Origin of the sequence: Rahnella sp. 2050 (assembly GCF_040544515.1) — a bacterium.
GTDB lineage: Bacteria > Pseudomonadota > Gammaproteobacteria > Enterobacterales > Enterobacteriaceae > Rahnella > Rahnella aceris.
This window is the reverse complement of sequence record NZ_JBEPKE010000005.1, coordinates 130,113-154,528: the sequence shown is the minus strand read 5'-3', so window position 1 is coordinate 154,528 and position 24,416 is coordinate 130,113. Positions and strand designations below refer to the sequence as shown.

The window sequence follows — 24,416 nt, the reverse complement described above, 5'->3', positions numbered from 1 at the left end:
TGACCAATGGAGCGCATCACCTCGTTTATCTGTTACTGCGTCGCGGCCTTTCTTGCCTGGCTCGGCGCTATGTCGCCGCAGGATATTGCCTTTTTGGTCGGTGCCGCCGTCGGCGTCGCCACCTTCTTGGTGAACTGGTACTACCGGCGCAAAACTTACCGCCTGCTGAAAGAAATGGGCATCAGAGGGGACATTAATGCCGCCATCAATCGTTAGGCGCTGCGCCGTCGCCGCTGTACTTGCGATTGCCGCGCTGCTGCCGCAAACGCAGACGTTGAAAACCTCCGCCGCCGGTCTGGCACTGATTGCCGATTTTGAAGGCTGCCGCCTGTCTGCCTATCAGTGCAGCGCGGGCGTCTGGACAAACGGCATCGGGCACACCGCAGGCGTGAAACCGAAAACGCAAATCAGCGAACGGCAGGCAGCCGTGAATCTGGTGGAAGACGTGATGCGGGTGGAAAAAGGCATTGCGCGCTGTATGCCGGTTGCCATGCCGCAGCCGGTGTATGACGCCGTGGTGTCCTTTGCCTTTAACGTCGGGGTGACGGCGGCCTGCAAATCAACGCTGGCATTTTTCATCAACAAAGGCCAATGGCGGGACGCCTGCGAACAGTTGCCGCGCTGGGTGTTTGTGAACGGTGAAAGCAATACCGGCCTGAAGCGCCGCCGCGCGAATGAGCTGGCCTACTGCCTGCGGGGTGTCTGATGCGCATTGTGATTATTTTATTGCTGGCAGCCTGCGCCCTGGCGGGGCTGCAAACCTGGCGTATTGGTGGCCTACATGATGAGGCAGACCAGGCGCAGCGCATTATCGGCACCTTGTCCGCCGGTATTGAAAGCCGCGACAACGCCATTCACCGCCTGAACGATGAGGCAGTGACGCGGGAACGCCAGGAACAAAACCTGCGCACCCAGCTCGCACGGGCGGGTGAGCAGGCACGCGTCCGTGAATACACAATTCAAAGGTTACTTAATGAAAATCAGGAAATGCGCGACTGGTACAGCGCTCGTCTGCCTGACGGTATTGGCCGGATGCACCAGCGTCCCGCCTTTGCCAGCGCCGCAGATTATTTACGTTGGCTGTCCGGCGGTGACGAGCTGCCCGATACCGGCAAGCACACCGGTCACTAACGGCGATTTAAGCAGTGACGTCAGAAACCTGGAGGCCGCGCTGACGGCCTGTGGTCTCCAGGTGGAAACGGTCAAACAATGCCAGGAGGAACACCGTGTTAAAACCCGCACAGCTACGAAAAGCCTTAACTGACGCCGTGCCGGTGCTGCAAACCAGCCCCGACACCCTGCAGATGTTTGTGGATAACGGGCGCATCGTTTCCACGTTAGCCAGCTCGCTGTCGTTTGAATATCAGTATCAGACGGAGCTGCTTATCACCAACTTTGCCGAGGACTGCGATCTGATCATTGTGCCCATTCTGGCATGGCTGCGTGAGAACCAGCCGGACATCATGGCGACGCCGGAAAAGCAGCAGACCGGCTTTAAATTTAAGGCCGATATGCTGGATGATGGTTCCTACGATATCGCGATTGATGTGCAGCTCACCGAGCGCGTGATTGTGAAACAGATTGATGCCGGTCTGTACGTGGAGCATTTTCCTGAACCCCCGCTGCCGGAGCCGGTGGAAAGGCCGCGTGAGCTGTATCTGCACGGCGAGTTAGTGAGTCAGTGGCATGAGTGAGCTGTCAGACTTTGATACCCGCCTGGCGGGACTGATTGCGGCGCTGTCCCCGCAAAGCCGTAAGGCGATGGCGGCAACCATTGCGAAGCGTCTGCGCAAACATCAGCAGCAGCGCATTAAGCAGCAGGTCACGCCGGAGGGGCAGCCGTTCACCCCGCGACGTCCGCAGCCGTTGCGGGCAAAGAAAGGCCGCATTAAGCGGGAAATGTTCGCCAAACTGCGCACGGCAAAATACATGAAGGCCAAAGGCACCGCTGACGACGCGGTGGTAGAGTTCACCGGGCAGGTTCAGCGGATGGCAAAAGTGCATCAGTACGGGCTGCGGGATCGTCCGTCTGTCCGGGCAAAAGAAATGCAGTATCCGGCGCGCCCGCTGTTAGGACTCATTCGTGACGATATTGAAATCATTGAGCAGACTTTTTTAAATATATTACTTGATAATATTGACTGATGTTACGCTAAAAAATATTTTAACTCATAATGAGTAAAGCTATGGGGTTTTATTAATCGCCGCATAGCTTTACTCTTGAAAACTTCGTTCTGCTTTTAAATTAAAAGCTAAAATAACTGCGCATACATAAATAAATTATTTTTATTGGATTTGTATGATATTTATCTCATGTCCTGCGTAAGAACTCGTATCAATCCATACTTGATTTTCGTCCCTGAAGGAATTAGTTAATGAGCTATGTCCAAATATGAACTGTTTCGCCCCTTTGATTTTGCAACCATTCGCGTGCATAGCATTAAACAGTCTTTCCCGGCTCCAGCTAACTTTCCAGAGATCTACACTTTTTCCGAATTGATAATAGTTACTTGGATAATCAGCATGGCAAACAACATGCTTCCCATCCTTAACATTTGCTTCAATAATGAACGGTAAACTTTGAATTTTTCTTATTAAAATGTCAACTTTTTTTCCGTCTTCTAAATCCAGATTGAAGTACCAACTCCCTCCATGTGATTTCCAATATGCAACGTTAATACCCTTTACAGCATCAAGAGCCATTTCTTCATGATTGCCACGCACAGCGACAAACCAACTTTGCTCGATCAGTTCGAGGCAGTTAATGTTATCAGAACCATAGTCTATTAAGTTCCCGACAGAAATAAGAAGATCCCTTTCTTTATTGAAGCCTATATTTAATAGTTCTTGATTAAGCTTGTGGAAGTTGGCATGAATATCACCGACAACAAAAACCCTTTCATATTCCTTCCCATTGATCTTTCGATAAGTTCCTTTTGGTGACCGGCAAAGACCTAAAAAATAGAGTATCGACTTAATCATACATTCTCTCACTGCATACTTATTATTACTGCCGAAGTGTCAACGAGGCCAAGCAGGCCGTTTCTAATGCTACCAACTATCCTGGAACGAGGTTTTATAGGATTCTTGAGTTTTGCTATCCCTTTTAAGAGTTATTTAACTTTATGATAATTCTATTGGAATAAAAAGTTAACAAATCTCGCGAAGATTCAATAGGAATAGTCTTAATAAATCAAAATGTACTATTAGATTTCCTTTAGTGTCTCTTTATGAGTACGTATGAAACATTGGTTTGAATTTTTTAGCGAGAAGATAAAAAAACCAATTAAAGTAGCCCCTTAACTCCTTCCTCATAAGAAATTAGCGGGTTGTTGACTTCATTGTTCTTAGGGAACTAGCCTCCATTAACCATGAAAACAATGTATCTACTTTATTTTTTTTAAAGGAATGGACGATTCAGCTTATGTTTTGTGCTGGGTGGCTTTTATAGATTCGGACGATGAAAAATAGTGAGGAGTGATAACTTCAATAATTAGCGGACTCCCGGATTACATATGGCGGAAGGCGTGAGGAAAATCCCTCAGGCATTTCTCTACGAACCAGCATGAACGGGCAAAAACGAACGGGCTTAGACGGAATGATTTAGGCTTAGATAGGGGTGTTGTGCCGTTGACAGACAACCCGCCTCAAATTGTATGCCGCCTGGCAGGACGGCATTCTTTTATCCATGAATACATCCATCCCAAACAACGACATCCCGCGCCTGCTGCGCAATCTGATCCGCATTGGCACCGTTGCCGAGGTGGATTTGGATGCGGGCACCTGTCGCGTCAATACCGGCGGCAACGTCACCGACTGGCTGCACTGGCTGACCTCCCGCGCAGGGCGCTCGCGTTCCTGGTGGGCACCCTCCGCCGGTGAGCAGGTTTTATTGTTTTGCCTGGGCGGTGAGCTGGATACCGCCTTTGTGATGCCTGCTGTTTTCTCTGATGACTATCCGGCACCGTCGGCGTCAGCCGATGCGCTGCATGTGTCATTCCCTGACGGTGCGGTCATTGAGTACGAACCGAAAACCGGCGCGCTGCTGGCTACCGGCATCAAGTCCGCCACGGTGAATGCTGCGGACAAGGTGGCGGTGACTGCTCCGCTGATTACCTGCACGGCGAAAACGCGCATCACGCTCGACGCGCCGGAAGTGGTCTGCACCAAGAAGCTCACGACGGGCAGCCTGGAGGTGAAACAGGGCGGCACCCTAACCGGCAACATCACCCACTCAGGCGGCAGCCTCACGTCAAACGGCATGGTGGTTCACACCCATAAACACGGCGGCGTCCAGACGGGCGGCGGTCAAACGCAGGTGCCGTCATGAGTAACGCAAAATACATCGGCCTGGCTCGCGACACGGGGCGCAGCGTCGAAGACCTGGCACATATTCAGCAGTCGGTCAGCGACATTCTGCGCACGCCCGTCGGTTCCCGCGTCATGCGTCGTGACTATGGTTCGCTGCTGTCTGAGTTGACTGACCGCCCGCAGAATGCGGCGCTGCGCCTGCAAATTATGGCGGCCTGTTACAGCGCGATCCTCAAGTGGGAGCCACGCGTCAGCCTGACCGGCATCACCTTTGAAACGACGTTCGACGGAAAAATGGTGGTGGATATTACCGGCACCCGCAAAGACACGTCCGCCGCCATTTCCTTAACCCTACCCGTGAGCTGAATAATTTATGGCAACTATCGACCTGAGCCAGTTACCCGCCCCCGACGTGGTGGAGGTGCTGGATTACGAAATCCTCCTGGCGGAGCGCAAAGCCACGCTGGTATCGCTGTACCCCGAAGACCAGCAGGCGGCGATTGCCCGCACGCTGACGCTGGAGTCCGAGCCGATTGTGAAGCTGCTGGAGGAGAACGCCTATCGCGAAGTCATTTTGCGTCAGCGGGTCAATGAGGCGGCGCAGGCAGTGATGCTGGCCTATGCCACCGGCACAGACCTGGACAATATCGCCGCCACGTTCAGCGTAGAACGCCTGACGATTACCCCTGCGGATACGGTCAGCGTGCCCGCCGTGGCGGCAGTGATGGAAAGCGATGCGGATTTGCGTATCCGTGCGCAGCAGGCGTTTGAAGGGCTGAGCGTCGCCGGTCCGGTCGGTTCCTATGAGTATCACGGGCGCTCGGCTGACGGGCGGGTGGCGGATATTTCGGTCATCAGTCCCTCGCCCGCCTGCGTAACGATTTCCGTGCTGGCACAGACCGGCAACGGCACCGCCCCCGCTGACCTGTTGGCGGTGGTGCAGGCCGCGCTCAATGATGAAAACGTGCGCCCCGTGGCTGACCGCGTGACCGTCCAGTCAGCAACCGTCGTGAATTACACCATCGATGCCGTCCTGTATCTGTTCCCGGGTCCCGAAGTCGAACCCATCCGCGAAGCCGCCGAAGCAAAACTGATTGCCTACACCACCGCGCAGCACCGTTTAGGCCGCGACATCCGGCTGTCGGCCATTTATGCCGCGCTGCACGTTGAGGGCGTGCAGCGGGTGGAGCTGAAAAGCCCCGCCGCTGACATCGAGCTGGATAAGACGCAGGCGTCATTCTGCACCGCGTACACCCTGAAAGTGGGCGGTTACGATGAGTGATCGCCTGCTGCCCGTCGGTTCCTCGGCTCTTGAGGTTGCCGCCGCCGAGGCCTGCGCCGCGCTTGAAAACGTGCCGGTGCCGCTGCGGCAGCTCTGGGATCCGCTGACCTGTCCGGCAAAATTTTTGCCGTACCTGGCGTGGGCGTTGTCGGTTGACCGGTGGGATGAAAACTGGCCTGTCGCCACTAAGCGCCGCGTCATTCAGTCGGCCTGGTTCATTCACTGCCATAAGGGAACCATTGGTGCCATCCGGCGCGTGGTGGAGCCGCTCGGCTATCTGATAAACGTGACCGAGTGGTGGGAAACGAATGACGAACCCGGCACGTTTCGCCTGGATATCGGCGTGCTGGAAACCGGCATCACCGAAGACATGTATTTGGAGATGGAGCGGCTGATTGCCGACGCCAAACCGGCCAGCCGCCATCTGATTGGCCTGACCATCACCCAGGATATCAAAGGCGACGTTTACACCGGCGCGGCGCACTACCTGGGCGAACTGCTGACCGTTTACCCCGCATAAGAGGACGTTATGAGCACATTTAAATCCGTTGTCACCACGCTCGGCCAGTCGCGCATTGCGGCGGCCATTGCGGCGGGGACTGACATCAACATTACGCAGTTGGCCGTCGGTGACGGCAACGGCAAGGCGACCACGCCGGTCGCCACGCAGACCAAACTGGTTAAAGAGGTGTACCGCACGCCGCTCAATTCCTTAAAGCTCGACCCGTCGCACGGCAACTGGGTGATTGCTGAGGCGGTGATTTCTGCGAGCGTCGGCGGCTTCTGGATGCGTGAAATGGGGCTGTTTGCCGACGACGGCACGCTGATTGCCGTGTGTAACATGGCGGACACGTACAAGCCCACTTTGGCGGAAGGTTCCGGCCGCACGCAAACTTTACGTATGGTGATTGCCGTCAGTAACACCGAGGCCATTAGCCTGCTGATCGACGACTCGGTGATTATGGCCACCGAGCAGTATGTGAATGACCTGCTGGCCGCACATGAAAAATCCCGCAACCACCCCGACGGCACGCTGACGGCAAAGGGATTTGTCCAGCTTAACAGCTCGGTCAGCAGTACCAGCGAAGCGCTGGCCGCCACGCCCAAAGCGGTCAAGGCCGCCAACGACAACGCTAACACCCGCGTGCCGTCCACTCGCAAGGTGAACAATAAAGCGCTGGGCGCTGACATTACCCTGACGGCGGCGGACGTGGGGGCGTTGCCGGTCGCGTCCGCCGTTCTCGGCACCGCGAACATCAACACGTTTAATCTGGCAAACATCGGGGTTTACGTGCAGAGCACCGGCGCGAATGCCACCGTCGCCAATGGCTACCCGCCAGGCGCACAGGCTGCGGGCGTACTGGAGGTTATCCCCGCGTCCTGGACGGGCGGCGTGCTGCAGCGTTACACCGTGCAAAATACCGGCATGGTGTGGACGCGTGCGCTGAATGCGTCCTGGAATGGCACCGATGGTCCGTGGCGTGACTGGGTGCAGGCCAGCGCGGTGAACTCCGTCACGGTGCCGTCGGCCATCCTGACCACCACGGATATCAATACCCTGGGCTTTGCCAGCGGAGCCGGAAGTGCCGCCCTGTACGCGCAGCCTAAAAATGCCAACGCCACGGCGGCGTTGCACTATCCGCAAGGCATCGCAGGCACGCTATACGTCACGCCGAGCGCCTACGGGTGCCAGCAGATGTACGTTACGTTCACCGGCAATATCTGGAATCGCGGGTTGTCCGCTGACTGGAACGGCGTGGATGGTCCCTGGAAAGAGTGGGTGCCGACGTACAGCGCGAATAACAAACCCACCGCCGACGACGTGGGCGCGTGGACGGCTGCGCAAAGCGCCGCCAGTGAAAAGGCGCTGGCGGATGAGGTGGCGACGGCTTTTAAAATCCGCACGAACCTAACCGCGACGGACTCGCCAAACGCGCTGCACGGTACGGCCATGCTCGGGCATTACGGCGTGCCCGGTGCCGCCGCCGCGACCACGGACAAGGGCTACCCGATGAACGGTTTTGTCGGCGTGATTTTCGTGACCTGGGGACCGAATGCGACGCAGCAAATTGCCTTTAACAACAACGGACGACAGTTTACCCGTGGCGCGTCGGGGGCATGGAACGGCGTCGATGGTCCCTGGACGGCCTGGAATGAAATTTACTGCCAGGCGAACAAACCGACACCGGCAGACGTCGGCGCATTACCGGCAGGCGGGACGGCAGTGGCGGCGACCAAACTCGCCACTGCCCGCAAAATTGCCGGTGTGGCGTTTGATGGCACGCAGGATATCAGCCTTAGTGCGGCAAACGTGGGCGCACTTCCTGCCGCTGGCACCGCCGTTGCAGCGACGAAACTCGCCACGGCGCGAAAGATTGCCGGTGTGGCGTTTGATGGCACCCAGGATATCGGGCTGAATGCGGATAATGTGGGCGCATTTCCCCGCGTGGGCGGTGATGTCAACGGTCGCGTCACGGCGAATTATCTCCGGGCGATAACCATCCCACAGCCCGGCGACGGGCAAGGAACCTATTTAGGCTGGAACGAAAGCGGCGGCCAGGGCGAATCTAACTTTGTGAATAACCGGGGCGGCGGCGTAGGTGGGTTCAAATTCCGCATCGTCAACCAGGGCAATACGGTACAAACCGGCGAGATGACCCTGTCCGGCAACGGCGACAGCAATACGTCCGGCACCGTGAACGAGATGGGGCAGCGCGTTTTCAGCCCCAATAACCGGCAGCCGGTCAATTCTAATACCGCCAATCTCGGCGGCGGCTGGTGGCGATGCGGTGACACGGGAATGATTAAGCAGTGGGGCGTCGTCAACAAAGGAAGTCGTGGCTGGTCAACGGTGAATTTCCCCATTCCCTTCCCGAGCACCTGCGTCAACGTTCAGGTGACCGCCATCAATGGCGGCGGCGGGACGTTCAATGACAACTTCGGCACGGCGCAAATTATCAATAACATCGGTTTCACCTGCGGCCAGGACAGCGGCGGCAGTTACTGGGAAGCCACTGGCTGGTAAGGGAAAATAATGAGCAACTATTACAGCGCAGTCACCTCAAGTCTTTATGTTTACAGCCCGCTCACCAACGGCTTTTATCCGCGTGCGTTGCGGGACGTGTACGACGATGCCGGAAGCTGGCCGGATGATGGCATTGCGGTCAGCGATGTGGTTTACCGTGAATATCAAACCCTCCCGCCGCCGGAGGGGAAAATGCGGGTTGCGGGCACTGACGGTCTGCCCGCCTGGGGAGATGTTCCGCCGCCGACGGTTGAAGAACGCAAGGCCGAAGCCGTCACGGTCTTGTCCGCGCTGATGGCAAAAGCAAACGCGGCTATCGCGCCTTTGCAGGATGCCGTCGATATTGACGATGCCACGGAGGCGGAACGGGCAAGCCTGACCGCCTGGAAAAAATACCGCGTCGCCCTTAACCGGCTAGATTTGTCTGCTGCGCCGGATATTACCTGGCCTGAAATCCCCGCTTAATTCATGTAATTCATGCCCCGAAAGGGGCTTTTTTGTATCGAGCACAGTCAAATCTGACTGTGCTGCAGCCGCGTTGTGCCATTGTTCAAACATCCCGCCCGCCGTGCCTGATTGTCCCCAACACGCGATGATTGACCTCACCCCAATCACAGGAAAAACACCATGGCTGATTATCATCACGGTGTGCGCGTTGTTGAAATCAATGACGGCACCCGCGTTATCTCCACCGTTTCCACCGCCATCATCGGGATGGTCTGCACCGCAGAGGATGCGGACGCTGCCACGTTCCCGCTGGATACGCCGGTACTCATTACCAACGTACTCACCGCCGCCGGTAAGGCCGGTAAAACCGGCACGCTGCGCGCCTCCCTGATGGCGATCGCCAACCAGGCTAAACCGGTTGTTGTCGTGGTGCGCGTCGCCCAAGGCGAAACCGAGGCGGAAACCACCTCCAACATCATCGGCGGGTCAGATGAAACCGGCATGTATACCGGCATGAAAGCCCTGCTGTCCGCGCAGACTGAACTCGGCGTAAAGCCGCGCATTCTCGGCGTGCCGGGTCTGGATAACCAGGAGGTGGCGACCGCACTCGCCGCCGTCTGTCAGCAATTGCGCGCCTTTGGCTATATCAGCGCCTGGGGCTGTAAAACCGTATCGGATGCCATCAAGTACCGCGACAATTTCAGCCAGCGTGAGCTGATGGTGGTCTGGCCGGATTTTGTATCCTGGAACACCACCACCAACGCCAGCGACATCGCCCCTGCAACGGCTTACGCCCTCGGCCTGCGTGCCAAAATCGACGCGGAAACCGGCTGGCATAAAACGCTTTCGAACGTCGGCATCAACGGCGTCACCGGCCTGTCTGCCAGCGTGTACTGGGATTTGCAGACCCCCGGCACCGATGCCGACCTGCTGAACCAGGCGTGCGTCACCACCCTTATCCGCAAAGACGGCTTTAAGTTCTGGGGACAGCGCACCTGCTCAGATGATCCGCTGTTCCTGTTTGAGAACTACACCCGCACTGCGCAGGTGCTGGCGGACACGATGGCGGAAGCGCACCTGTGGGCGATGGACAGGCCAATGACCCCGACGCTTATCAGGGACATGATTGCGGGCATTAACGCCAAGCTGCGCGAGATGAAAACCGCCGGTCTGATCATTGATGGCAACTGCTGGTATGACCCCGAAGCCAACACTGTCGACACCCTGAAAGCGGGCAAACTGTTTATTGATTACGACTATACGCCGGTGCCGCCGCTGGAAGATTTAACCCTGCGGCAGCGCATCACCGATCAGTACCTGGCGACGTTCGCCACCTCCGTTAACAGCTAAGAGGCGCTAAAACATGGCACTGCCTAAGAAACTGAAATACCTGAACCTGTTTAACGACGGGAACAGCTACCTCGGCACGGTCAGCGCGCTGACGCTGCCGAAGCTGACCCGCAAGCTGGAGAACTATCGCGGCGGCGGCATGACCGGTTCCGCCGCCATTGATTTCGGTCTGGACGACGACGCGCTGAGCTTTGAGTGGACGGTGGGTGGACTGGATGAACTGGTGTTGCAGCAGTGGGGCGCGGTGGATGCCGTGCCGCTGCGCTTTGCCGGTTCCTTCCAGCGAGACGACACCGGCAACACCTCCGCCGTGGAAGTCACGATGCGCGGACGTCATAAGGAGATGGATTTCGGCGAGTACAAACAGGGTGAAGACACCGAAACCAAAATCACGACCCAATGCACCTATTTCAAACTCACGATTGACGGCAAAGACATGATTGAAGTCGATACCGTGAACATGGTGGAAATCGTCGGCGGCGTTGACCGCGTGGCACAGCACCGCAAAAACATTGGCCTGTAACCCGTAACCCGCGCCGGACAACGGCGCGAAACCTCACCTTTGAAGAAGAGACACCGCTATGTCAGAACACAATGAAAACATCGTTACCCTGGAAGAACCGATCAAACGTGGCGACACCCTGATCACTCAGATTGAAATCATCAAGCCGAACGCCGGACACCTGCGCGGGATTGGCCTGGCGGCGCTGGCGAATGCCGACGTTGACGCGCTGACCGTCATTCTGCCGCGCATTACCGTGCCGAACCTCACCGCCCAGGACTGCAAAAGCCTGAACCTGCCCGACCTGATTGCGCTGGCGGGCAAGGTGATCGGTTTTTTGTCGCCGAAATCGGAACTGTAAAATTTCCCCCATACCTGCAAGTCGATGATCTGATGGCGGACATCGCGGTGATTTTTCACTGGCCGCCGTCAGAACTGTATCTGATGACCCTGACCGAGCTGCTGGTGTGGCGTCATAAGGCCATGCAGCGCAGCGGAGCCGACAGTGAGTAATTTAAAAGTAGAGGTGCTGTTAAAGGCGGTAGACCAGGCGACCCGCCCGTTTAAAGCCGTTCAAAATGCCAGCAAATCCCTGTCTAACGATATTCTCGGATCACAAGCCACCCTCAAAGACCTGAACGCCCAGGCCGGAAAGATTGAGGGATTCAGGAAATCCAGCGCCCAGATGGCCGTCACCGGCCAGAAGCTGAAAGACGCCAAAGCCGAGGCGGCGGCGCTGGCGATCCAGTTCAGGAACACCGCGAACCCGACCCGTGCGCAGACGAAGGCTATGGAGTCCGCGAAGCGCACCGCCGCGCAGTTGCAGACCCAGTTCAACGGCCTGCGGCAGTCTGTGCAGCGTCAGCGCGCCGAACTGTCCGAGGCCGGGATCAGCACGCGCAACCTGTCCGAGTCTGAGCGCCGACTGAAAGCCTCCATCAGCCAAACCACCGCCCAACTCAACCAGCAGCGGGAGTCTCTGGCACGCGTCAGCGCGCAGCAGGCAAGGCTAAACGCGGTCAGCGCCCGTTATGAGCGCGGCAAGGCGGCGGCGGCAGGCGTGCGCAACGGCGGCGCGGCCGCGCTTGGCGTGGGGACGGCGGCCCTGTATGCCGGTAGTCGGTTAATGGCACCCGAAGTTCAAAGTCAGCACAGCGGCGCGCTGATTGCCGCGCGTCAGGGTGAAGACTCTGCGAAGGGGGGCGATTACACCCAGGTTATTCAGCGCATTAACAGTTCGGGCGTCAGTGAAAATATTGAAAAAATCACCGAAGCCGTGTCTGCGGTTCGCAGCACCCTGGGCACAATGGGAGATGTAGGCTCCGCAGAGTTGGAGCGCATCACCCGTAAGGCGCTGGATATGCAAACGGCCTTTGGCAGTGAAACCGCTGAAAGCATCCAGATAGCCGCCATCATGATGAAAAACGGGCTTGCGGGCAGCAGTGACGAGGCGCTGGATCTGATCACCGCCGGGATGCAGCGCGTCTCTGCACAAATGCGCGGAGAGATGCCGGAAATCCTGCATGAATATTCTACGCACTTTCGCAACCTCGGATTTAGCGGCGCTGAGGCGATGTCTCTGCTGATAGATATGTCGAAACAGGGGAAGTTCGCCCTTGATAAAACCGGCGATGCGATTAAAGAGTTCAGCATTCGCGGCTCTGACATGTCAAAAGCCAGCGTGTCGGCTTATGAAGAAATCGGGCTGAATGCCGGAAAAATGTCACGGGCAATCGCGAAAGGCGGCGCCGGGGCGCGGACGGCGATGCAAAAAACGGCCAAAGGGTTGTTATCCATCAAAGACCCGGCGGCGCGGGCAAATGCGGCCATCGCGCTGTTTGGGACGCCGATTGAGGATTTATCGATTGACCAAATCCCCGCATTTCTTGGCGCGCTGGCGGGGGCTAAGGATCAGCTCGGGGATGTCAGCGGTGCTGCTCTGAAAATGGGCGACACGCTGCGGAATAATTTAACCGGCGACGTTGCGCGCCTGCAAGGCAGCTTTGCCCGGCTGCGCTTTACCGCGTTTAAAGAAATGGATGAACAGCTGCGCAAACTCACGCAAACGGCTACCGCCTGGCTTGATAAGCTCAACGTCTGGGTCAGCGCTAACCCTAAGCTCGCGACAAATCTGGTGACTATCGCTGGGGGTGTTTCGGGTCTGGTTGCCGTGCTGGGTGCCATCGGGTTAGTCGTCTGGCCTGTCATGACGGGGATTAATGCACTGATCGCCGGTGCGGGATTCTTGAGTGCGGGTTTCAGTATCGCGGGCAGTGCCATTGTTGCCGCCATCGGCGCGATAACCTGGCCGGTGATCGCCGTCGGTGTGGCAATCGTCGCCGCAGCGTTGCTTATTCGTAAGTACTGGGAGCCGATCAGCGCCTTCTTTGCGGGCGTGATTGAAGGGCTGGGCATTGCGTTCGCGCCGGTGAAAGAACTGTTTGCGCCGCTTAGGCCGGTTTTTGACTGGCTCGGCGACAAATTAAAAATGGTCTGGCAGTGGTTCAAAGATCTTATTCAGCCGGTGAAATCCACGCAGGAAACGCTGAACAACTGCAAGGACACCGGCGTGATGTTCGGACAGGCCATTGCCAACGCGCTGACCGCGCCGTTACAGGCATTCAATAAGCTGCGTCAGGGCGTGGACTGGCTGCTGGAGAAGCTCGGCATCATTAAAGATGAATCGGCGGACATTGATAAAAACGCCGCGAAAGCGGACGGGCGTTCACCGTCCGGCGGGAATGCGCCTGTCGAGAATAATCCCCTGGGTAATCCTAATCCCTTTGCGCCCCCGGTGGATGTTCTCATGGGTGGCAACTATGCCCCCGTGTCAGCGGGCGGTGGGCGCAGCTATGTCGATCGGAGTACGCACCATTATCAGATTGCCGCCGGTGCCGGTTTGGGTGGGCAAGACACCAGCCGCCAAATCCGCGCAGAACTGGAGGCGCGCGATCGTGCGCGCGCTGCGCAACAGCGTTCCCGCATGGATAACGATTAAGGAGATATCCGCATGATGTTAACGCTCGGTTTTTTTGTGTTTCAGTTGCAGACCGTCCCTTATCAAAGTTTGCAGCGCGATGTCGATTACCGCTGGCCTGCAAACAACCGCGTCGGCCTGCGTCCGTTGCCGCAGTTTCTCGGCGTGAATGAGGAGAAAATTACCCTGTCCGGCGTGCTGATGCCGGAAATCACCGGCGGAAAGTTGTCGTTGTTGGCACTGAACCTGATGGCCGATGAAGGCAAGGCGTGGCCTCTGCTGGAGGGCAGCGGCACGATTTACGGGATGTTCGTGGTGAACAGCGTCAGCGAAACCCACACGGAATTTTTCTCCAACGGCGCGCCGCGAAAGATAGAGTTTACGCTGACGCTCACCCGCGTTGATGAATCTCTGGCGGCGATGTTCGGCGACATGAAAGCTCAGGCCGACGGGTTACTGGATCAGGCGGGTGGTTTAACCGGCCAACTGGGAGGCTTGCTGTGATTACGGATATGACCATCGGAGCCGGTGCGCAGTTTGCGCCTGGCTTCTCCGTGACCGTGGCTGGGAAGGATATTACCCAGGACGTCAGCAACCGGCTGATTTCGCTGACGCTCACCGATAACCGCGGCTTTGAGGCCGACCAGCTCGACATCGAGCTGAGCGATACGGACGGCCTGATGGAAATGCCGCCGCGCGGTGCCGTGATAAATATCGCACTCGGCTGGAAAGGTCAGGCACTGATAAACAAAGGCGACTTTACGGTGGATGAAGTTGAGCACCGGGGAACGCCGGACACGCTGACCATTCGCGCCCGCAGTGCGGACTATCGCGGCAGCCTGAATTCCCGCCGTGATAACTCTTACCACGACACGACTCTGGAGGCCGTGGTGGCCGCCGTCGCGGCGCGCAATAACCTCAAGCCCGCCGTGGCTGAGCCATTCAGGGGCGTGAAGGTGTCGCACATCGACCAGACCCAGGAAACCGACGCGAAGTTTATTACCCGCCTGGCCGAGCTGAACGGCGCGGTTGTCGCCATCAAGGCGGGCAGTTTGCTGTTTATCAAGCCGGGGGCGGCAAAGACGGCCAGCGGGAAGCCTATCCCGCAGATGACCATCGTGCGCAGCGACGGCGACGGGCACACGTTCAACATTGCCGATCGCGGGGCTTATACCGGCGTGTCGGCAAGCTGGCTTCACACCAAAGACCCGAAGCCTAAAAAGGTGAAGGTGCAGCGGAAAAAGAAATCACAATCTCTGAACAACGTGCAGCATCCCAATGCGAAAAAGGTCAGCGCAAAGGTGGAGAAACCGCCAGAGGCCAAAGAAGGTGATTACCTGGCGGGGAGTGATGAAAACGTGTTTGCCCTGACCACCATCTACGCCACGCAAAAGGCCGCCATGCGGGCGGCGCAGGCAAAATGGGACAAACTCCAGCGCGGTGTCGCAGAGTTCTCGATCTCCCTGGCTCGCGGGCGTGCAGATTTATTCCCTGAAACGCCGGTGGCGGTGTCCGGTTTTAAATCCGTGATCGACGCGCAGCCGTGGATTATCAGCAAAGTGACACACAGCCTGGGCAGCAGCGGATTTGTGACAGCGTTAAATCTGGAGGTGCTTTTGTCAGATGTAAATTACGAGGCGTCAGAAAGCGATGGGGCTGAATAAGCAAGCTGTGTAAAACACTGTAATGTCAGATGTATGTTTTGCGTGATAACATACAATGATTGCATCTGATTAAAAATGATTACATGGTGATTATTATGATGCACTGCCCGAAATGCCAGCACGCTGCCCACGCCCGTTCAAGCCGTTACCTGAGCGCGAACACCAAAGAGCGTTATCATCAATGCCAAAATATTAATTGCAGTTGCACGTTCAAAACTCATGAATCGATCGCTGACATCATTGTGGAGCCGGGAACAGTTCACGCCGTTCAACTGCATCCAGATAAACATCAGCAGCAGTCCTTCCAGATGCACTGAAAACACATTTCAACAGAAGCCCGCGAAAGCGGGTTTTTTTGCATTTTTGCAAAAAAGGAAAGGAGGAGCCGGTTAAGAGAATAGCCACCCGTGAAAATGCATCGCCATTTCATCGCCACTGAAAAATGGAAACAAAAAAGCCACTTCGTAAAAAGTGGCTTAATTATATGATTTTAAAGCTAAAATTTGGTGGCCCTTGCTGGACTTGAACCAGCGACCAAGCGATTATGAGTCGCGTGCTCTAACCAACTGAGCTAAAGGGCCGAGGTGCGGGATTATACGGTAAACTCTGCTTACAGGTCTATATGTCTTCGGTTTGTATGCGCGTTTTGTGCACAGTTTTAGTCTGTTGTGTTCACTGCGTTTTTACCTATAACTCAGGTAAATACATCTTAAGGGATAATAATGATTACAGATATTATCGCCCGGGATCTTTCTGTCGTGTTTTGCGGCATCAATCCCGGCTTATCCACTGCTCATCATGGTTTCCATTTCGCTAATGCCAATAACCGCTTCTGGAAGGTTATCTATCAGGCGGGTTTTACCGGGCGTTTACTTAAGCCTGAAGAAGAACAGCATTTGCTGGATACAGATTGCGGGATCACCATGCTGGTGGAACGTCCGACCGTTGAGGCAACGGAGCTGGTTCGCGATGAGTTGCGCGAAGGGGGCGCAGCGTTGATGGCAAAAATTGAATACTATCAGCCGCGTGCGCTGGCTGTTTTAGGCAAACAGGCATTCAGTAAAGCGTTTGGCATCAGTAAGGTGAACTGGGGACGTCAGGCGTTGAAAATCGGTGACACGGAAGTTTGGGTGCTGCCTAACCCAAGCGGCCTGAACCGGGCGACGCTGGATGAACTGGTATCCGCATACCGTGAACTATTCTTATCATTAGAAAACACAGCATAATCCCGTCACCTCCTCTTATTATTCCCTCAGATATAAAATCTCGCCATGATGATTATTTTATTAATAATCGTCTTGGTTTTGGTTGATTTACCAAATTATTTCGCTATTAAAGCAGCTTTATACTCTCTGAACCCCACCTGAATACATTTGCATATTTAATGTAAGAGGAATGCTTCCCCCGTGTGAATGCGCTCAACTGAACTAAAACTTATTCCATCGCCTCATTCGGGGTGAGCAGCAAAGTAGTCAGGCAGTTTGATTCTTCAGGAGCAGGAGATATGGCTAATGTTGAAACCGAAGAAAGACAGGAAAATCTGGAGGAATGGTTCGAACTATTTTCAGGACTACCGCTCCGGCATTCAGAAAGAGAAGCAAGATTAATCAGCTTTTGTGAAAAAAACAGCGTCTGCATCATGTCGGTGATGCCCTGGATAGCATCGGAATTTGCTGAACATGGTGGTTTCGCCGGATTATTTCATTTTATTCATCTCCATGGAGGGAGAAAAATATACATGCCCAAAGAGGCAGAGAAGTTTTATCAGATCTACGGGATTAATATCCCGCAAAATAAATATAACAGAATTTATAAAAAAATTGATTCTTCTGGATATCTGGATACGCCATCCAACTGGGGGGTGTTTATCGCTATTCGCCGGGCAGCAATGCAAGTGGCGATGAAAGAAGATATTCCGGCAAAACTACTCACACAAACTTTTGGTATTACGATGCGAAGTATCCGGCTAATTAAATCACGTAACGCGTGTCTGTAAAGGAGGTCGAGGAAGTTAAGAGAAGGCAAAGACTACACACAATTATTTTCTCATTCATTTTAATATAAAAGGTAAATATTATGACTCAATATTCTGTCACTGTAGCAAACAACTCTGTAAATACCGGCGCAATTTGTATTTATCAAACCTCTCCGGATATCACCGATCCCAAAGTGATGTCACTGGCGTGGTTCTCCAAAGTGGCACATCCAAAAACCAAAGTGCAGTTTGACTGGGGAATTGATTACAGTTTTGTTTGGGATGAAACCGGTGTGCTGATCCCCGGTGTGAAATTCGATGCCTCTCAAACCCTTCCTGCCAGCCTGACGAACAATAATCAGGTGACGCTGAGCTATTCCGAGGGGGCGTTTGAATTCGAACAACAGACCACCGGCGGAAAGAACGGTACGTTGTATGTCACGAACGACAGCAGTTTACCGCTGAATCAGGCCTCTGTCGGGGTCGGTATGTCGGGGGCGGGTACCTTTGTTGTTCAGGCACAGCCGAACATCAACCTGACCTTCACGCCGCATCCAACTTATTGGATCACTTTTGGTAATTATACGCCGGGTCAGGTGCTTGATATTGGTCAGATTACCAATAAGCAGCAGCTTGAGTTTGCGCCGAATACTTACAACCTGAATGTTCAGCTGAAAAATGATAACACCTGGTCTGTTGGCTGAGTCATCAGTTTAATTTACTTACGGAGTAATATTATGATTCTTATCGTCTGTACCGATGATCCGGAACTGGAACATGTTGCCAGTGCTTCAATGGCGCAGTACCAGTCAGTCTTTAAGTCGAGTTACAAAATATTTCATTCTGAGTTGCGGTTACTGGAACAGAATGAAAATCTGTTTATTATCTCCCACGGTGCTTTTCAGGGGGATAATGACCGGCCGGTCATCGGTGATAAAGCCCAGGCCTTTTATGTTAATGGTGATACGCTTTATTTAAACGTGAAAAGTATTTTCCCACCGGGTTATACGGGTAACGTTTATATTGATGCCTGCGAGTCAGCAGACAGTACGGAAGTTTTACTCAGTTTTGCTCAGACGTTTTATCTGGAATTGCATGCTGATTCGCCGGCCTCGAAAGTATTTGGTTTGACGGGTGTCAGCAGCGGGCTTATTCCATTACCGGATAATACTGCCTGGGTGAATGTCAGTTTAGAAAACCAGTAATAAAAAGCCCCGGCATTTCTGCCGGGGCTTTTCTGTTCGTGACTGACAACCAGAGGACGATTAATCGTCCAGGAAGCTGCGCAGCACTTCGGAGCGGCTTGGGTGGCGCAGTTTACGCAACGCTTTCGCTTCGATCTGACGGATACGTTCACGGGTAACGTCGAACTGTTTGCCCACTTCTTCCAGCGTGTGGTCAGTGTTCATATCGATACCGAAACGCATACGCAGAACTTTCGCTTCACGTGCGGTCAGGCCAGCCAGAACGTCATGTGTTGCAGAACGCAGGCTTTCAGACGTTGCAGAATCCAGTGGCAGCTCGAGGGTGGTATCCTCGATGAAATCACCCAGATGCGAATCTTCATCGTCGCCGATTGGCGTTTCCATGGAGATTGGTTCTTTCGCAATTTTCAGCACTTTGCGGATTTTGTCTTCCGGCATCAGCATACGTTCAGCCAGTTCTTCCGGCGTCGGCTCGCGGCCCATCTCTTGCAGCATCTGACGGGAGATACGGTTGAGTTTGTTGATCGTCTCAATCATATGTACCGGGATACGGATGGTACGCGCCTGGTCGGCGATGGAGCGGGTGATAGCCTGACGGATCCACCAGGTCGCATAAGTTGAGAACTTATAACCACGGCGATATTCAAACTTATCAACGGCTTTCATCAGGCCGATGTTACCTTCCTGGATCAGGTCAAGGAACTGCAGACCACGGTTGGTGTATTTCTTCGCGATCGAAATAACCAGACGTAAGTTTGCTTCAACCATCTCTTTCTTCGCGCGACGGGCTTTCGCTTCGCCGATAGACATGCGACGGTTGATGTCTTTTACCTGTTCGATAGTCAGGCCAGTTTCTTCTTCGATCTGACGCAGCTTCATCAGGCCGCGCTGTACGTCTTCGGTGACTTCTTTCAGCTTCTCAGACCAGGGTTTACCCATTGCCAGAGCAGCATCAAACCAGGTATCGCTGGTTTCGTTACCGGCGAACAGATTGACGAAGTTTTTCTTCGGCATTTTGCACTGTTCAACGCACACTTTCATGATCAGACGTTCCTGAGCACGAACGCGATCCATCATGGAACGCATGCTGTTAACCAGGAAATCGAACTGTTTTGGCACTAAACGGAATTGTTTGAACACATCGGACAGCTTCAGGATTTCTTCTGCTGCGCTCTTGTGGCTACGGCCGTTTTTCTTGATGACCAGACGCGTCGCTTCATGCTGTTCACGCAGTTCGGTGAACTTCTGGCGAGCCAGTTCCGGGTCGATGCTGTTGTCGTCTTCAGCATCGTCGTCTTCATCTTCGTCTTCATCATCATCATCCTGCTCTTCGGTGGTCAGTTCAGAACCCACGTGAGTCGCAGTTGGTGCGATTTCTTCTTCGGCGTTAGGGTCAACAAAACCTGTGATCAAGTCAGACAGGCGGACTTCGCCAGCTTCTACACGGTCATATTGCTCTAACAAATAAGTGATAGCTTCAGGATATTCAGCAACGGAGCACTGAACCTGGTTGATACCGTCTTCGATACGTTTGGCGATGTCGATTTCGCCTTCACGGGTCAGCAACTCAACGGTACCCATCTCGCGCATATACATACGCACAGGGTCGGTGGTACGGCCAATTTCGGATTCAACGCTGGAAAGTACCTGCGCCGCCGCTTCTGCAGCGTCTTCGTCGGTATCAGGGCGGTTTTCGGCCAGCATCAAATCATCGGCGTCCGGTGCTTCTTCAAGTACCTGGATGCCCATGTCGTTAATCATCTGGATGATGTCTTCGATCTGGTCGGAATCGACGATATCTTCCGGCAGATGGTCATTGACCTCAGCATAGGTCAGATAGCCTTGCTCCTTACCACGGGTGACAAGTAGCTTAAGCTGTGACTGCGGGTTTTGCTCCATAAGACGGTATCCACACTTCAGAGTATTTGGGTTGGTGTCGGTCGGGTAACATCGCCAACAATAACGTTAGGGGCGTTTATTGTGCCGCGGCCCACCAGGGCGGCTCTGCGCAGGGCCGTGCCCCGCTTTATATCGGCACTTAAGCCGTTTTTTAGTAGTAACGCCTGACGCATTACTTTTTATGTTCTTGTTATTTAACTTGTTAACTCTTTCTCGCTAACACCTGATTCAGGGAACTGACTTCGGTCCGTTCCTCCGGACTCAGGCCATGCGTCCTGGCTTTTGCAATCAAAGTTTCAAGCCGTTGCTCTAAAATCGAGTCATACAGGCTGGCTAACGTGGCGCGAAATTCCTCCTCGACCATGTCCTCTACGATCATGTGGTTCCATGTCGCCAGAGTTTCAAGCTGCTGGTAGAACTTATTGTCGCGATAAAGTTCCAGTAACTGGCCCGTCGTCAGCCCCGGCTGGGCTAAGCAAGTGGTTACTAACTCGCTGAACAGATCCAGTCCTGGTTGCTTCGCTTGCTCCAAACCTTGCAGTGAGGGTATAAGTGTAGCCAGTTGTGGATTTTGTACCAGTAACCCTATAAGTATACGCATGGTTGTGCGTTTTAGCTGGGGCGCCTGATAGACATTGCTACTTTCTGCCTGTTTAGGCATCAGCTTTTCCAGCTGGCTGTCATCCAAAATACCGAGCTTATTCCCTAACTGCTGACGCAAATACATTCGTAACGTTTCACCGGGAACCTGGCGGATCAGCGGCAATGCCAGCATGCTCAATTTGGTCCGCCCGTCAGGGCTGCTCAAATCTACCTGCGGCAACAGCGAATCAAACAGGAAAGTGGACAGCGGCATCGCCTGTTCCATACGTTGTTCGAACGCTTCTTTGCCTTCTTTACGCACCAGCGTGTCTGGATCTTCGCCGTCGGGTAAAAACATAAAACGCAGCTGGCGGCCATCATTAAGATACGGCAGTGCCGTTTCCAGTGCGCGCCATGCGGCTTCACGTCCCGCGCGGTCACCGTCGTAACAGCAAACGATGTTGTCTGTGCTGCGGAACATCAGCTGAATATGATCAGCGGTCGTGGACGTGCCCAATGAGGCAACGGCATAATCAATGCCGAACTGCGCCAGTGCGACGACATCCATATACCCTTCAACCACCAGCAAACGCGCTGGCGTCGGGTGCTTTAACTGTGCTTCATACAGGCCATACAACTGGCGGCCTTTATGGAAAATTTCGGTTTCCGGTGAGTTCAGGTATTTCGGCGTACCGTCACCGAGAACCCTGCCGCCAAAGGCAATTACGCGGCCACGTTTATCACGAATAGGAAACATCACCCGTTCGCGGAAACGATCATAGCTGCGGCCATTGTCATTGGTGACCAACATACCGGCATCAATCAGAGACGCTTTATCATCGGCATTTTTACCGAAACGCTTTAATGCGTTGTCCCAACCCGGTGGGGCGAAACCAATGGCGAAATGGCTGATGACGTCTTCACTTAAACCGCGCCGGGCAAGATATTCCCGTGCGGGAGCCCCTGCAGCCTGTTTAAGTGATTGCTGATAGAACTCGCTAAGCGGTGCCATCAACTGGTAGAGGCTTTGACGCTGATGACGCTCCATCTGGCTCGGACCGGTGCCTGCTTCGTACGGCACTTCCAAACCCTGCATTGTCGCCAGTTCCTCAATGCTTTCGACAAACTCAAGCCTGTCATAGTTCATCAGGAAATCGACGGCGTTGCCGTGGGCACCACAGCCGAAACAGTGATAAAACTGCTTATCGCCATTTACGGTAAATGAGGGTGTTTTCTCATGGTGGAAAGGGCAGCACGCGTGATAATTTTTACCCTGTTTCTTGAGCTTTACCCGAGCGTCGATCAAATCGACGATATCGATGCGAGCCAGCAAGTCATTGATAAATACGCGCGGAATTCTCCCAGCCATAAGCCCCTTACTCACTAGCCTATAAACGAGAACAAGCCGCGCATTCCTTTCGGAAAGCACGGCCTTCGTATGCTACTACGCAGTCTGCGCGTTCTTAATATTGCAAATCACGCGATTTGGGGTTGCCCCCGAAGATTAATACAGACGAGTGCGGCGTGCGTTTTCGCGAGCCAGTTTCTTGGCGTGGCGTTTTACTGCAGATGCTTTAGCGCGTTTACGTTCGGTAGTCGGTTTTTCATAGAATTCACGACGACGAACTTCTGCCAGAACACCTGCTTTTTCGCAGGAACGCTTGAAGCGACGCAGAGCTACGTCGAACGGCTCGTTTTCACGTACTTTAATTACAGGCATGTGCCTCTCACCTCGATAAAATCGGTTTGTTTGCTGATGTTGTACCAGCACATTTCAAAATGGTGCGGAATTTTACTCCAATTCGCGTCGTCTTGTAAAGCATAACGGCAAATTGAAACAGGCGCTTTCTGCAACCCTTCTGCAACATTGTGCGCTTGTTTTGCGTCGGGCGGCGATTATATACCAATCAATCAAAATTGCTCGACATTAATTGGCCTGCGAAGCGAGGAATTCCCACTCCGGTGCAGCACCCGCCGAAGCTTGTGTGCTAAACTGCGCGCCGCGAGTTAGCGCGAAAACATGATGGAAAGAGTGATGCGAGTACTGGGTATTGAAACCTCCTGCGATGAAACCGGAATTGCAGTTTATGACAGCGAAGCCGGTTTGTTAGCCAACCAACTGTATAGTCAGGTAAAACTGCATGCAGATTACGGCGGTGTGGTGCCAGAACTGGCATCGCGTGACCATGTACGTAAAACAGTACCCTTGATTCAGGCTGCGCTGAAAGAAGCCGGGCTGACTGCTCAGGATATCGATGGCGTGGCGTACACCGCCGGCCCTGGTCTGGTCGGGGCGTTGCTGGTGGGCGCAACCATCGGGCGTTCTCTGGCATTTGCGTGGGATGTGCCTGCCGTGCCGGTGCATCACATGGAAGGCCATTTGCTGGCACCGATGCTGGAAGATAATCCGCCGGATTTCCCGTTTGTGGCGCTGCTGGTTTCCGGCGGACATACGCAGTTAATCAGCGTCACCGGAATTGGCGAATATACCTTGCTCGGCGAATCCATTGATGATGCTGCCGGTGAAGCCTTTGATAAAACAGCTAAATTGCTCGGCCTTGATTATCCGGGGGGGCCGTTGCTGTCGAAAATGGCTTCTCAGGGCGTTGCCGGACGTTTTACCTTCCCGCGCCCGATGACAGACCGGCCGGGGCTGGATTTCAGTTTCTCCGGCCTCAAAACTTTCGCAGCGAATACCATTCGTGGCAATGACAGCGACCCGCAGACACATGCCGACATTGCCCGCGCTTTTGAAGATGCGGTGGTGGATACGCTGGCCATAAAATGCAAACGTGCACTGGATCAGACGGGTTTTAAACAGCTGGTAATGGCCGGTGGTGTCAGCGCGAACCGCACATTACGCGCCAAACTGGCTGAGGTGATGGCAAAACGTGGCGGTCAGGTATTTTATGCGCGTCCTGAATTCTGTACCGATAACGGTGCGATGATCGCGTATGCAGGCATGGTGCGGCTGAAAAGCGGTGCAACTCCTGATCTCGGTGTGACCGTTCGCCCTCGCTGGCCGTTAGCGGAGCTTCCGCCAGTCTGAGTGGGGCTGCGACTGCGTTGTTGCATCGACCCGAAATGCTCACATACTCAATTATGCTGCGCTTTCAGGTCTCCTGACGCCTTGTCTCGCTCCCGCTCAGTCAGGCTGGCTGAGCTGAAAAAAACCAATAAAAAACGACCCGCCTGAG

29 protein-coding genes and 1 tRNA gene are annotated in these 24,416 nt (G+C 54.3%); 25 read left to right on the top strand and 5 right to left on the bottom strand.

The window, feature by feature from the left end:
* The first annotated feature begins 6 nt into the window (after nt 1-6).
* Genes ABIC79_RS18755 through ABIC79_RS18730 form a run of 6 tightly spaced genes read left to right on the top strand, consistent with a single transcriptional unit; the run spans nt 7 to nt 2,145 of the window.
* Nucleotides 7-216 (top strand): phage holin, encoded by a 210-nt coding sequence (locus ABIC79_RS18755; protein ID WP_112151097.1) that lies wholly within the window; start codon nt 7-9, stop codon nt 214-216.
* Nucleotides 197-706, top strand: a complete 510-nt coding sequence (locus ABIC79_RS18750) for a lysozyme (RefSeq protein WP_354568119.1) — start codon at nt 197-199, stop codon at nt 704-706. Before ABIC79_RS18755 ends, ABIC79_RS18750 begins: the two co-directional genes overlap by 20 nt.
* The gene (lysB, locus tag ABIC79_RS18745; protein WP_354568117.1) at nt 706-1,131 is read left to right on the top strand and encodes an Rz-like lysis system protein LysB; all 426 of its coding nucleotides are present in this window, start codon (nt 706-708) and stop codon (nt 1,129-1,131) included. The genes ABIC79_RS18750 and lysB overlap by 1 nt, the downstream gene beginning before the upstream one ends.
* Nucleotides 1,025-1,264 carry an Rz1-like lysis system protein LysC gene (lysC, locus tag ABIC79_RS18740; protein ID WP_354568115.1) on the top strand — a complete coding sequence of 80 codons (240 nt, stop codon included), beginning with the start codon at nt 1,025-1,027 and terminating at the stop codon, nt 1,262-1,264. The genes lysB and lysC overlap by 107 nt, the downstream gene beginning before the upstream one ends.
* Complete coding sequence (locus ABIC79_RS18735; protein WP_354568113.1) at nt 1,227-1,694, top strand: phage tail protein; 468 nt, start codon at nt 1,227-1,229, stop codon at nt 1,692-1,694. The genes lysC and ABIC79_RS18735 overlap by 38 nt, the downstream gene beginning before the upstream one ends.
* Entirely contained in the window at nt 1,687-2,145 is a 459-nt protein-coding gene (locus ABIC79_RS18730; protein WP_354568111.1) for a phage virion morphogenesis protein, read from the top strand. Before ABIC79_RS18735 ends, ABIC79_RS18730 begins: the two co-directional genes overlap by 8 nt.
* A 141-nt stretch (nt 2,146-2,286) precedes the next feature.
* Here ABIC79_RS18730 and ABIC79_RS18725 read toward each other — a convergent pair whose 3' ends face one another.
* On the bottom strand, nt 2,287-2,982 hold the full coding sequence (locus ABIC79_RS18725; protein ID WP_354568109.1) for a metallophosphoesterase: 696 nt from the start codon (nt 2,980-2,982) through the stop codon (nt 2,287-2,289).
* A 706-nt stretch (nt 2,983-3,688) separates the two neighbouring features.
* Here ABIC79_RS18725 and ABIC79_RS18720 point away from each other — a divergent pair.
* The 14 genes from ABIC79_RS18720 to ABIC79_RS18655 all read left to right on the top strand — a co-directional run bounded on the left by ABIC79_RS18720 (nt 3,689) and on the right by ABIC79_RS18655 (nt 15,875).
* On the top strand, nt 3,689-4,330 hold the full coding sequence (locus tag ABIC79_RS18720; protein ID WP_354568107.1) for a phage baseplate assembly protein V: 642 nt from the start codon (nt 3,689-3,691) through the stop codon (nt 4,328-4,330).
* Entirely contained in the window at nt 4,327-4,677 is a 351-nt protein-coding gene (locus tag ABIC79_RS18715) for a GPW/gp25 family protein (protein ID WP_354568105.1), read from the top strand. Before ABIC79_RS18720 ends, ABIC79_RS18715 begins: the two co-directional genes overlap by 4 nt.
* A 7-nt stretch (nt 4,678-4,684) precedes the next feature.
* Entirely contained in the window at nt 4,685-5,593 is a 909-nt protein-coding gene (locus tag ABIC79_RS18710) for a baseplate assembly protein (protein ID WP_354568103.1), read from the top strand.
* Complete coding sequence (locus ABIC79_RS18705) at nt 5,586-6,113, top strand: phage tail protein I (protein WP_217156722.1); 528 nt, start codon at nt 5,586-5,588, stop codon at nt 6,111-6,113. The genes ABIC79_RS18710 and ABIC79_RS18705 overlap by 8 nt, the downstream gene beginning before the upstream one ends.
* Nucleotides 6,114-6,122: 9 nt before the next feature.
* Nucleotides 6,123-8,618, top strand: coding sequence for a phage tail-collar fiber domain-containing protein (locus ABIC79_RS18700; RefSeq protein ID WP_354568101.1), 2,496 nt, complete (start codon nt 6,123-6,125; stop codon nt 8,616-8,618).
* A gap of 9 nt (nt 8,619-8,627) precedes the next feature.
* Nucleotides 8,628-9,083, top strand: coding sequence for a tail fiber assembly protein (locus ABIC79_RS18695; protein WP_354568099.1), 456 nt, complete (start codon nt 8,628-8,630; stop codon nt 9,081-9,083).
* A 162-nt stretch (nt 9,084-9,245) separates the two neighbouring features.
* Nucleotides 9,246-10,415, top strand: coding sequence for a phage tail sheath protein (locus ABIC79_RS18690; RefSeq protein WP_354568097.1), 1,170 nt, complete (start codon nt 9,246-9,248; stop codon nt 10,413-10,415).
* Between the two features lie 13 nt (nt 10,416-10,428).
* On the top strand, nt 10,429-10,938 hold the full coding sequence (locus ABIC79_RS18685; RefSeq protein WP_217192229.1) for a phage major tail tube protein: 510 nt from the start codon (nt 10,429-10,431) through the stop codon (nt 10,936-10,938).
* Nucleotides 10,939-10,996: 58 nt separating this feature from the next.
* Nucleotides 10,997-11,278 carry a phage tail assembly protein gene (locus ABIC79_RS18680; RefSeq protein WP_354568094.1) on the top strand — a complete coding sequence of 94 codons (282 nt, stop codon included), beginning with the start codon at nt 10,997-10,999 and terminating at the stop codon, nt 11,276-11,278.
* Between the two features lie 32 nt (nt 11,279-11,310).
* On the top strand, nt 11,311-11,430 hold the full coding sequence (locus ABIC79_RS18675) for a GpE family phage tail protein (RefSeq protein ID WP_354568092.1): 120 nt from the start codon (nt 11,311-11,313) through the stop codon (nt 11,428-11,430).
* Nucleotides 11,423-13,915: a phage tail tape measure protein gene (locus ABIC79_RS18670; RefSeq protein ID WP_354568090.1), complete on the top strand. Its 2,493-nt coding sequence runs from the start codon at nt 11,423-11,425 to the stop codon at nt 13,913-13,915. The genes ABIC79_RS18675 and ABIC79_RS18670 overlap by 8 nt, the downstream gene beginning before the upstream one ends.
* A gap of 12 nt (nt 13,916-13,927) precedes the next feature.
* Entirely contained in the window at nt 13,928-14,398 is a 471-nt protein-coding gene (locus tag ABIC79_RS18665; RefSeq protein WP_354568088.1) for a phage tail protein, read from the top strand.
* On the top strand, nt 14,395-15,558 hold the full coding sequence (locus ABIC79_RS18660; protein ID WP_354568086.1) for a phage late control D family protein: 1,164 nt from the start codon (nt 14,395-14,397) through the stop codon (nt 15,556-15,558). Before ABIC79_RS18665 ends, ABIC79_RS18660 begins: the two co-directional genes overlap by 4 nt.
* 95 nt (nt 15,559-15,653) lie before the next feature.
* Nucleotides 15,654-15,875, top strand: a complete 222-nt coding sequence (locus ABIC79_RS18655) for a DNA-binding transcriptional regulator (protein ID WP_354568239.1) — start codon at nt 15,654-15,656, stop codon at nt 15,873-15,875.
* Nucleotides 15,876-16,062: 187 nt separating this feature from the next.
* Here ABIC79_RS18655 and ABIC79_RS18650 read toward each other — a convergent pair.
* Nucleotides 16,063-16,139, bottom strand: a tRNA-Ile gene (locus tag ABIC79_RS18650).
* A gap of 141 nt (nt 16,140-16,280) precedes the next feature.
* On the opposite strand from ABIC79_RS18650, the gene mug reads away from it, so the two are divergent.
* The 4 genes from mug to ABIC79_RS18630 all read left to right on the top strand — a co-directional run bounded on the left by mug (nt 16,281) and on the right by ABIC79_RS18630 (nt 18,738).
* Nucleotides 16,281-16,784, top strand: coding sequence for a G/U mismatch-specific DNA glycosylase (gene mug, locus ABIC79_RS18645; protein ID WP_013573940.1), 504 nt, complete (start codon nt 16,281-16,283; stop codon nt 16,782-16,784).
* 278 nt (nt 16,785-17,062) lie between these two features.
* Nucleotides 17,063-17,554 (top strand): hypothetical protein, encoded by a 492-nt coding sequence (locus ABIC79_RS18640; protein ID WP_041672991.1) that lies wholly within the window; start codon nt 17,063-17,065, stop codon nt 17,552-17,554.
* An 80-nt stretch (nt 17,555-17,634) separates the two neighbouring features.
* The gene (locus ABIC79_RS18635; RefSeq protein WP_013573943.1) at nt 17,635-18,237 is read left to right on the top strand and encodes a RhiA family protein; all 603 of its coding nucleotides are present in this window, start codon (nt 17,635-17,637) and stop codon (nt 18,235-18,237) included.
* Nucleotides 18,238-18,270: 33 nt separating this feature from the next.
* A complete protein-coding gene (locus ABIC79_RS18630; protein ID WP_013573944.1) occupies nt 18,271-18,738 on the top strand; it encodes a hypothetical protein in 468 nt (155 codons plus the stop codon).
* 60 nt (nt 18,739-18,798) lie between these two features.
* Here ABIC79_RS18630 and rpoD read toward each other — a convergent pair whose 3' ends face one another.
* The 3 genes from rpoD to rpsU form a co-directional block, all read right to left on the bottom strand.
* Nucleotides 18,799-20,637: an RNA polymerase sigma factor RpoD gene (rpoD, locus tag ABIC79_RS18625; protein ID WP_013573945.1), complete on the bottom strand. Its 1,839-nt coding sequence runs from the start codon at nt 20,635-20,637 to the stop codon at nt 18,799-18,801.
* Between the two features lie 202 nt (nt 20,638-20,839).
* The gene (gene dnaG / locus ABIC79_RS18620) at nt 20,840-22,588 is read right to left on the bottom strand and encodes a DNA primase (RefSeq protein ID WP_013573946.1); all 1,749 of its coding nucleotides are present in this window, start codon (nt 22,586-22,588) and stop codon (nt 20,840-20,842) included.
* Between the two features lie 135 nt (nt 22,589-22,723).
* Nucleotides 22,724-22,939, bottom strand: coding sequence for a 30S ribosomal protein S21 (gene rpsU, locus ABIC79_RS18615; RefSeq protein WP_001144069.1), 216 nt, complete (start codon nt 22,937-22,939; stop codon nt 22,724-22,726).
* A gap of 315 nt (nt 22,940-23,254) precedes the next feature.
* On the opposite strand from rpsU, the gene tsaD reads away from it, so the two are divergent.
* The gene (gene tsaD / locus ABIC79_RS18610) at nt 23,255-24,268 is read left to right on the top strand and encodes a tRNA (adenosine(37)-N6)-threonylcarbamoyltransferase complex transferase subunit TsaD (protein ID WP_013573947.1); all 1,014 of its coding nucleotides are present in this window, start codon (nt 23,255-23,257) and stop codon (nt 24,266-24,268) included.
* Nucleotides 24,269-24,416 lie beyond the last annotated feature (148 nt).

Coding starts and splice junctions, on each gene's coding strand:
- ABIC79_RS18755 (WP_112151097.1), top strand. CDS start 7: ATGGAGCGCATCACCTCGTTTATCTGTTACTGCGTCGCGGCCTTTCTT.
- ABIC79_RS18750 (WP_354568119.1), top strand. CDS start 197: ATGCCGCCATCAATCGTTAGGCGCTGCGCCGTCGCCGCTGTACTTGCG.
- lysB (WP_354568117.1), top strand. CDS start 706: ATGCGCATTGTGATTATTTTATTGCTGGCAGCCTGCGCCCTGGCGGGG.
- ABIC79_RS18730 (WP_354568111.1), top strand. CDS start 1,687: ATGAGTGAGCTGTCAGACTTTGATACCCGCCTGGCGGGACTGATTGCG.
- ABIC79_RS18725 (WP_354568109.1), bottom strand. CDS start 2,982: ATGATTAAGTCGATACTCTATTTTTTAGGTCTTTGCCGGTCACCAAAA.
- ABIC79_RS18720 (WP_354568107.1), top strand. CDS start 3,689: ATGAATACATCCATCCCAAACAACGACATCCCGCGCCTGCTGCGCAAT.
- ABIC79_RS18715 (WP_354568105.1), top strand. CDS start 4,327: ATGAGTAACGCAAAATACATCGGCCTGGCTCGCGACACGGGGCGCAGC.
- ABIC79_RS18710 (WP_354568103.1), top strand. CDS start 4,685: ATGGCAACTATCGACCTGAGCCAGTTACCCGCCCCCGACGTGGTGGAG.
- ABIC79_RS18705 (WP_217156722.1), top strand. CDS start 5,586: ATGAGTGATCGCCTGCTGCCCGTCGGTTCCTCGGCTCTTGAGGTTGCC.
- ABIC79_RS18700 (WP_354568101.1), top strand. CDS start 6,123: ATGAGCACATTTAAATCCGTTGTCACCACGCTCGGCCAGTCGCGCATT.
- ABIC79_RS18695 (WP_354568099.1), top strand. CDS start 8,628: ATGAGCAACTATTACAGCGCAGTCACCTCAAGTCTTTATGTTTACAGC.
- ABIC79_RS18690 (WP_354568097.1), top strand. CDS start 9,246: ATGGCTGATTATCATCACGGTGTGCGCGTTGTTGAAATCAATGACGGC.
- ABIC79_RS18685 (WP_217192229.1), top strand. CDS start 10,429: ATGGCACTGCCTAAGAAACTGAAATACCTGAACCTGTTTAACGACGGG.
- ABIC79_RS18680 (WP_354568094.1), top strand. CDS start 10,997: ATGTCAGAACACAATGAAAACATCGTTACCCTGGAAGAACCGATCAAA.
- ABIC79_RS18675 (WP_354568092.1), top strand. CDS start 11,311: ATGGCGGACATCGCGGTGATTTTTCACTGGCCGCCGTCAGAACTGTAT.
- ABIC79_RS18665 (WP_354568088.1), top strand. CDS start 13,928: ATGATGTTAACGCTCGGTTTTTTTGTGTTTCAGTTGCAGACCGTCCCT.
- ABIC79_RS18655 (WP_354568239.1), top strand. CDS start 15,654: ATGATGCACTGCCCGAAATGCCAGCACGCTGCCCACGCCCGTTCAAGC.
- mug (WP_013573940.1), top strand. CDS start 16,281: ATGATTACAGATATTATCGCCCGGGATCTTTCTGTCGTGTTTTGCGGC.
- ABIC79_RS18640 (WP_041672991.1), top strand. CDS start 17,063: ATGGCTAATGTTGAAACCGAAGAAAGACAGGAAAATCTGGAGGAATGG.
- ABIC79_RS18635 (WP_013573943.1), top strand. CDS start 17,635: ATGACTCAATATTCTGTCACTGTAGCAAACAACTCTGTAAATACCGGC.
- ABIC79_RS18630 (WP_013573944.1), top strand. CDS start 18,271: ATGATTCTTATCGTCTGTACCGATGATCCGGAACTGGAACATGTTGCC.
- rpoD (WP_013573945.1), bottom strand. CDS start 20,637: ATGGAGCAAAACCCGCAGTCACAGCTTAAGCTACTTGTCACCCGTGGT.
- dnaG (WP_013573946.1), bottom strand. CDS start 22,588: ATGGCTGGGAGAATTCCGCGCGTATTTATCAATGACTTGCTGGCTCGC.
- rpsU (WP_001144069.1), bottom strand. CDS start 22,939: ATGCCTGTAATTAAAGTACGTGAAAACGAGCCGTTCGACGTAGCTCTG.
- tsaD (WP_013573947.1), top strand. CDS start 23,255: ATGCGAGTACTGGGTATTGAAACCTCCTGCGATGAAACCGGAATTGCA.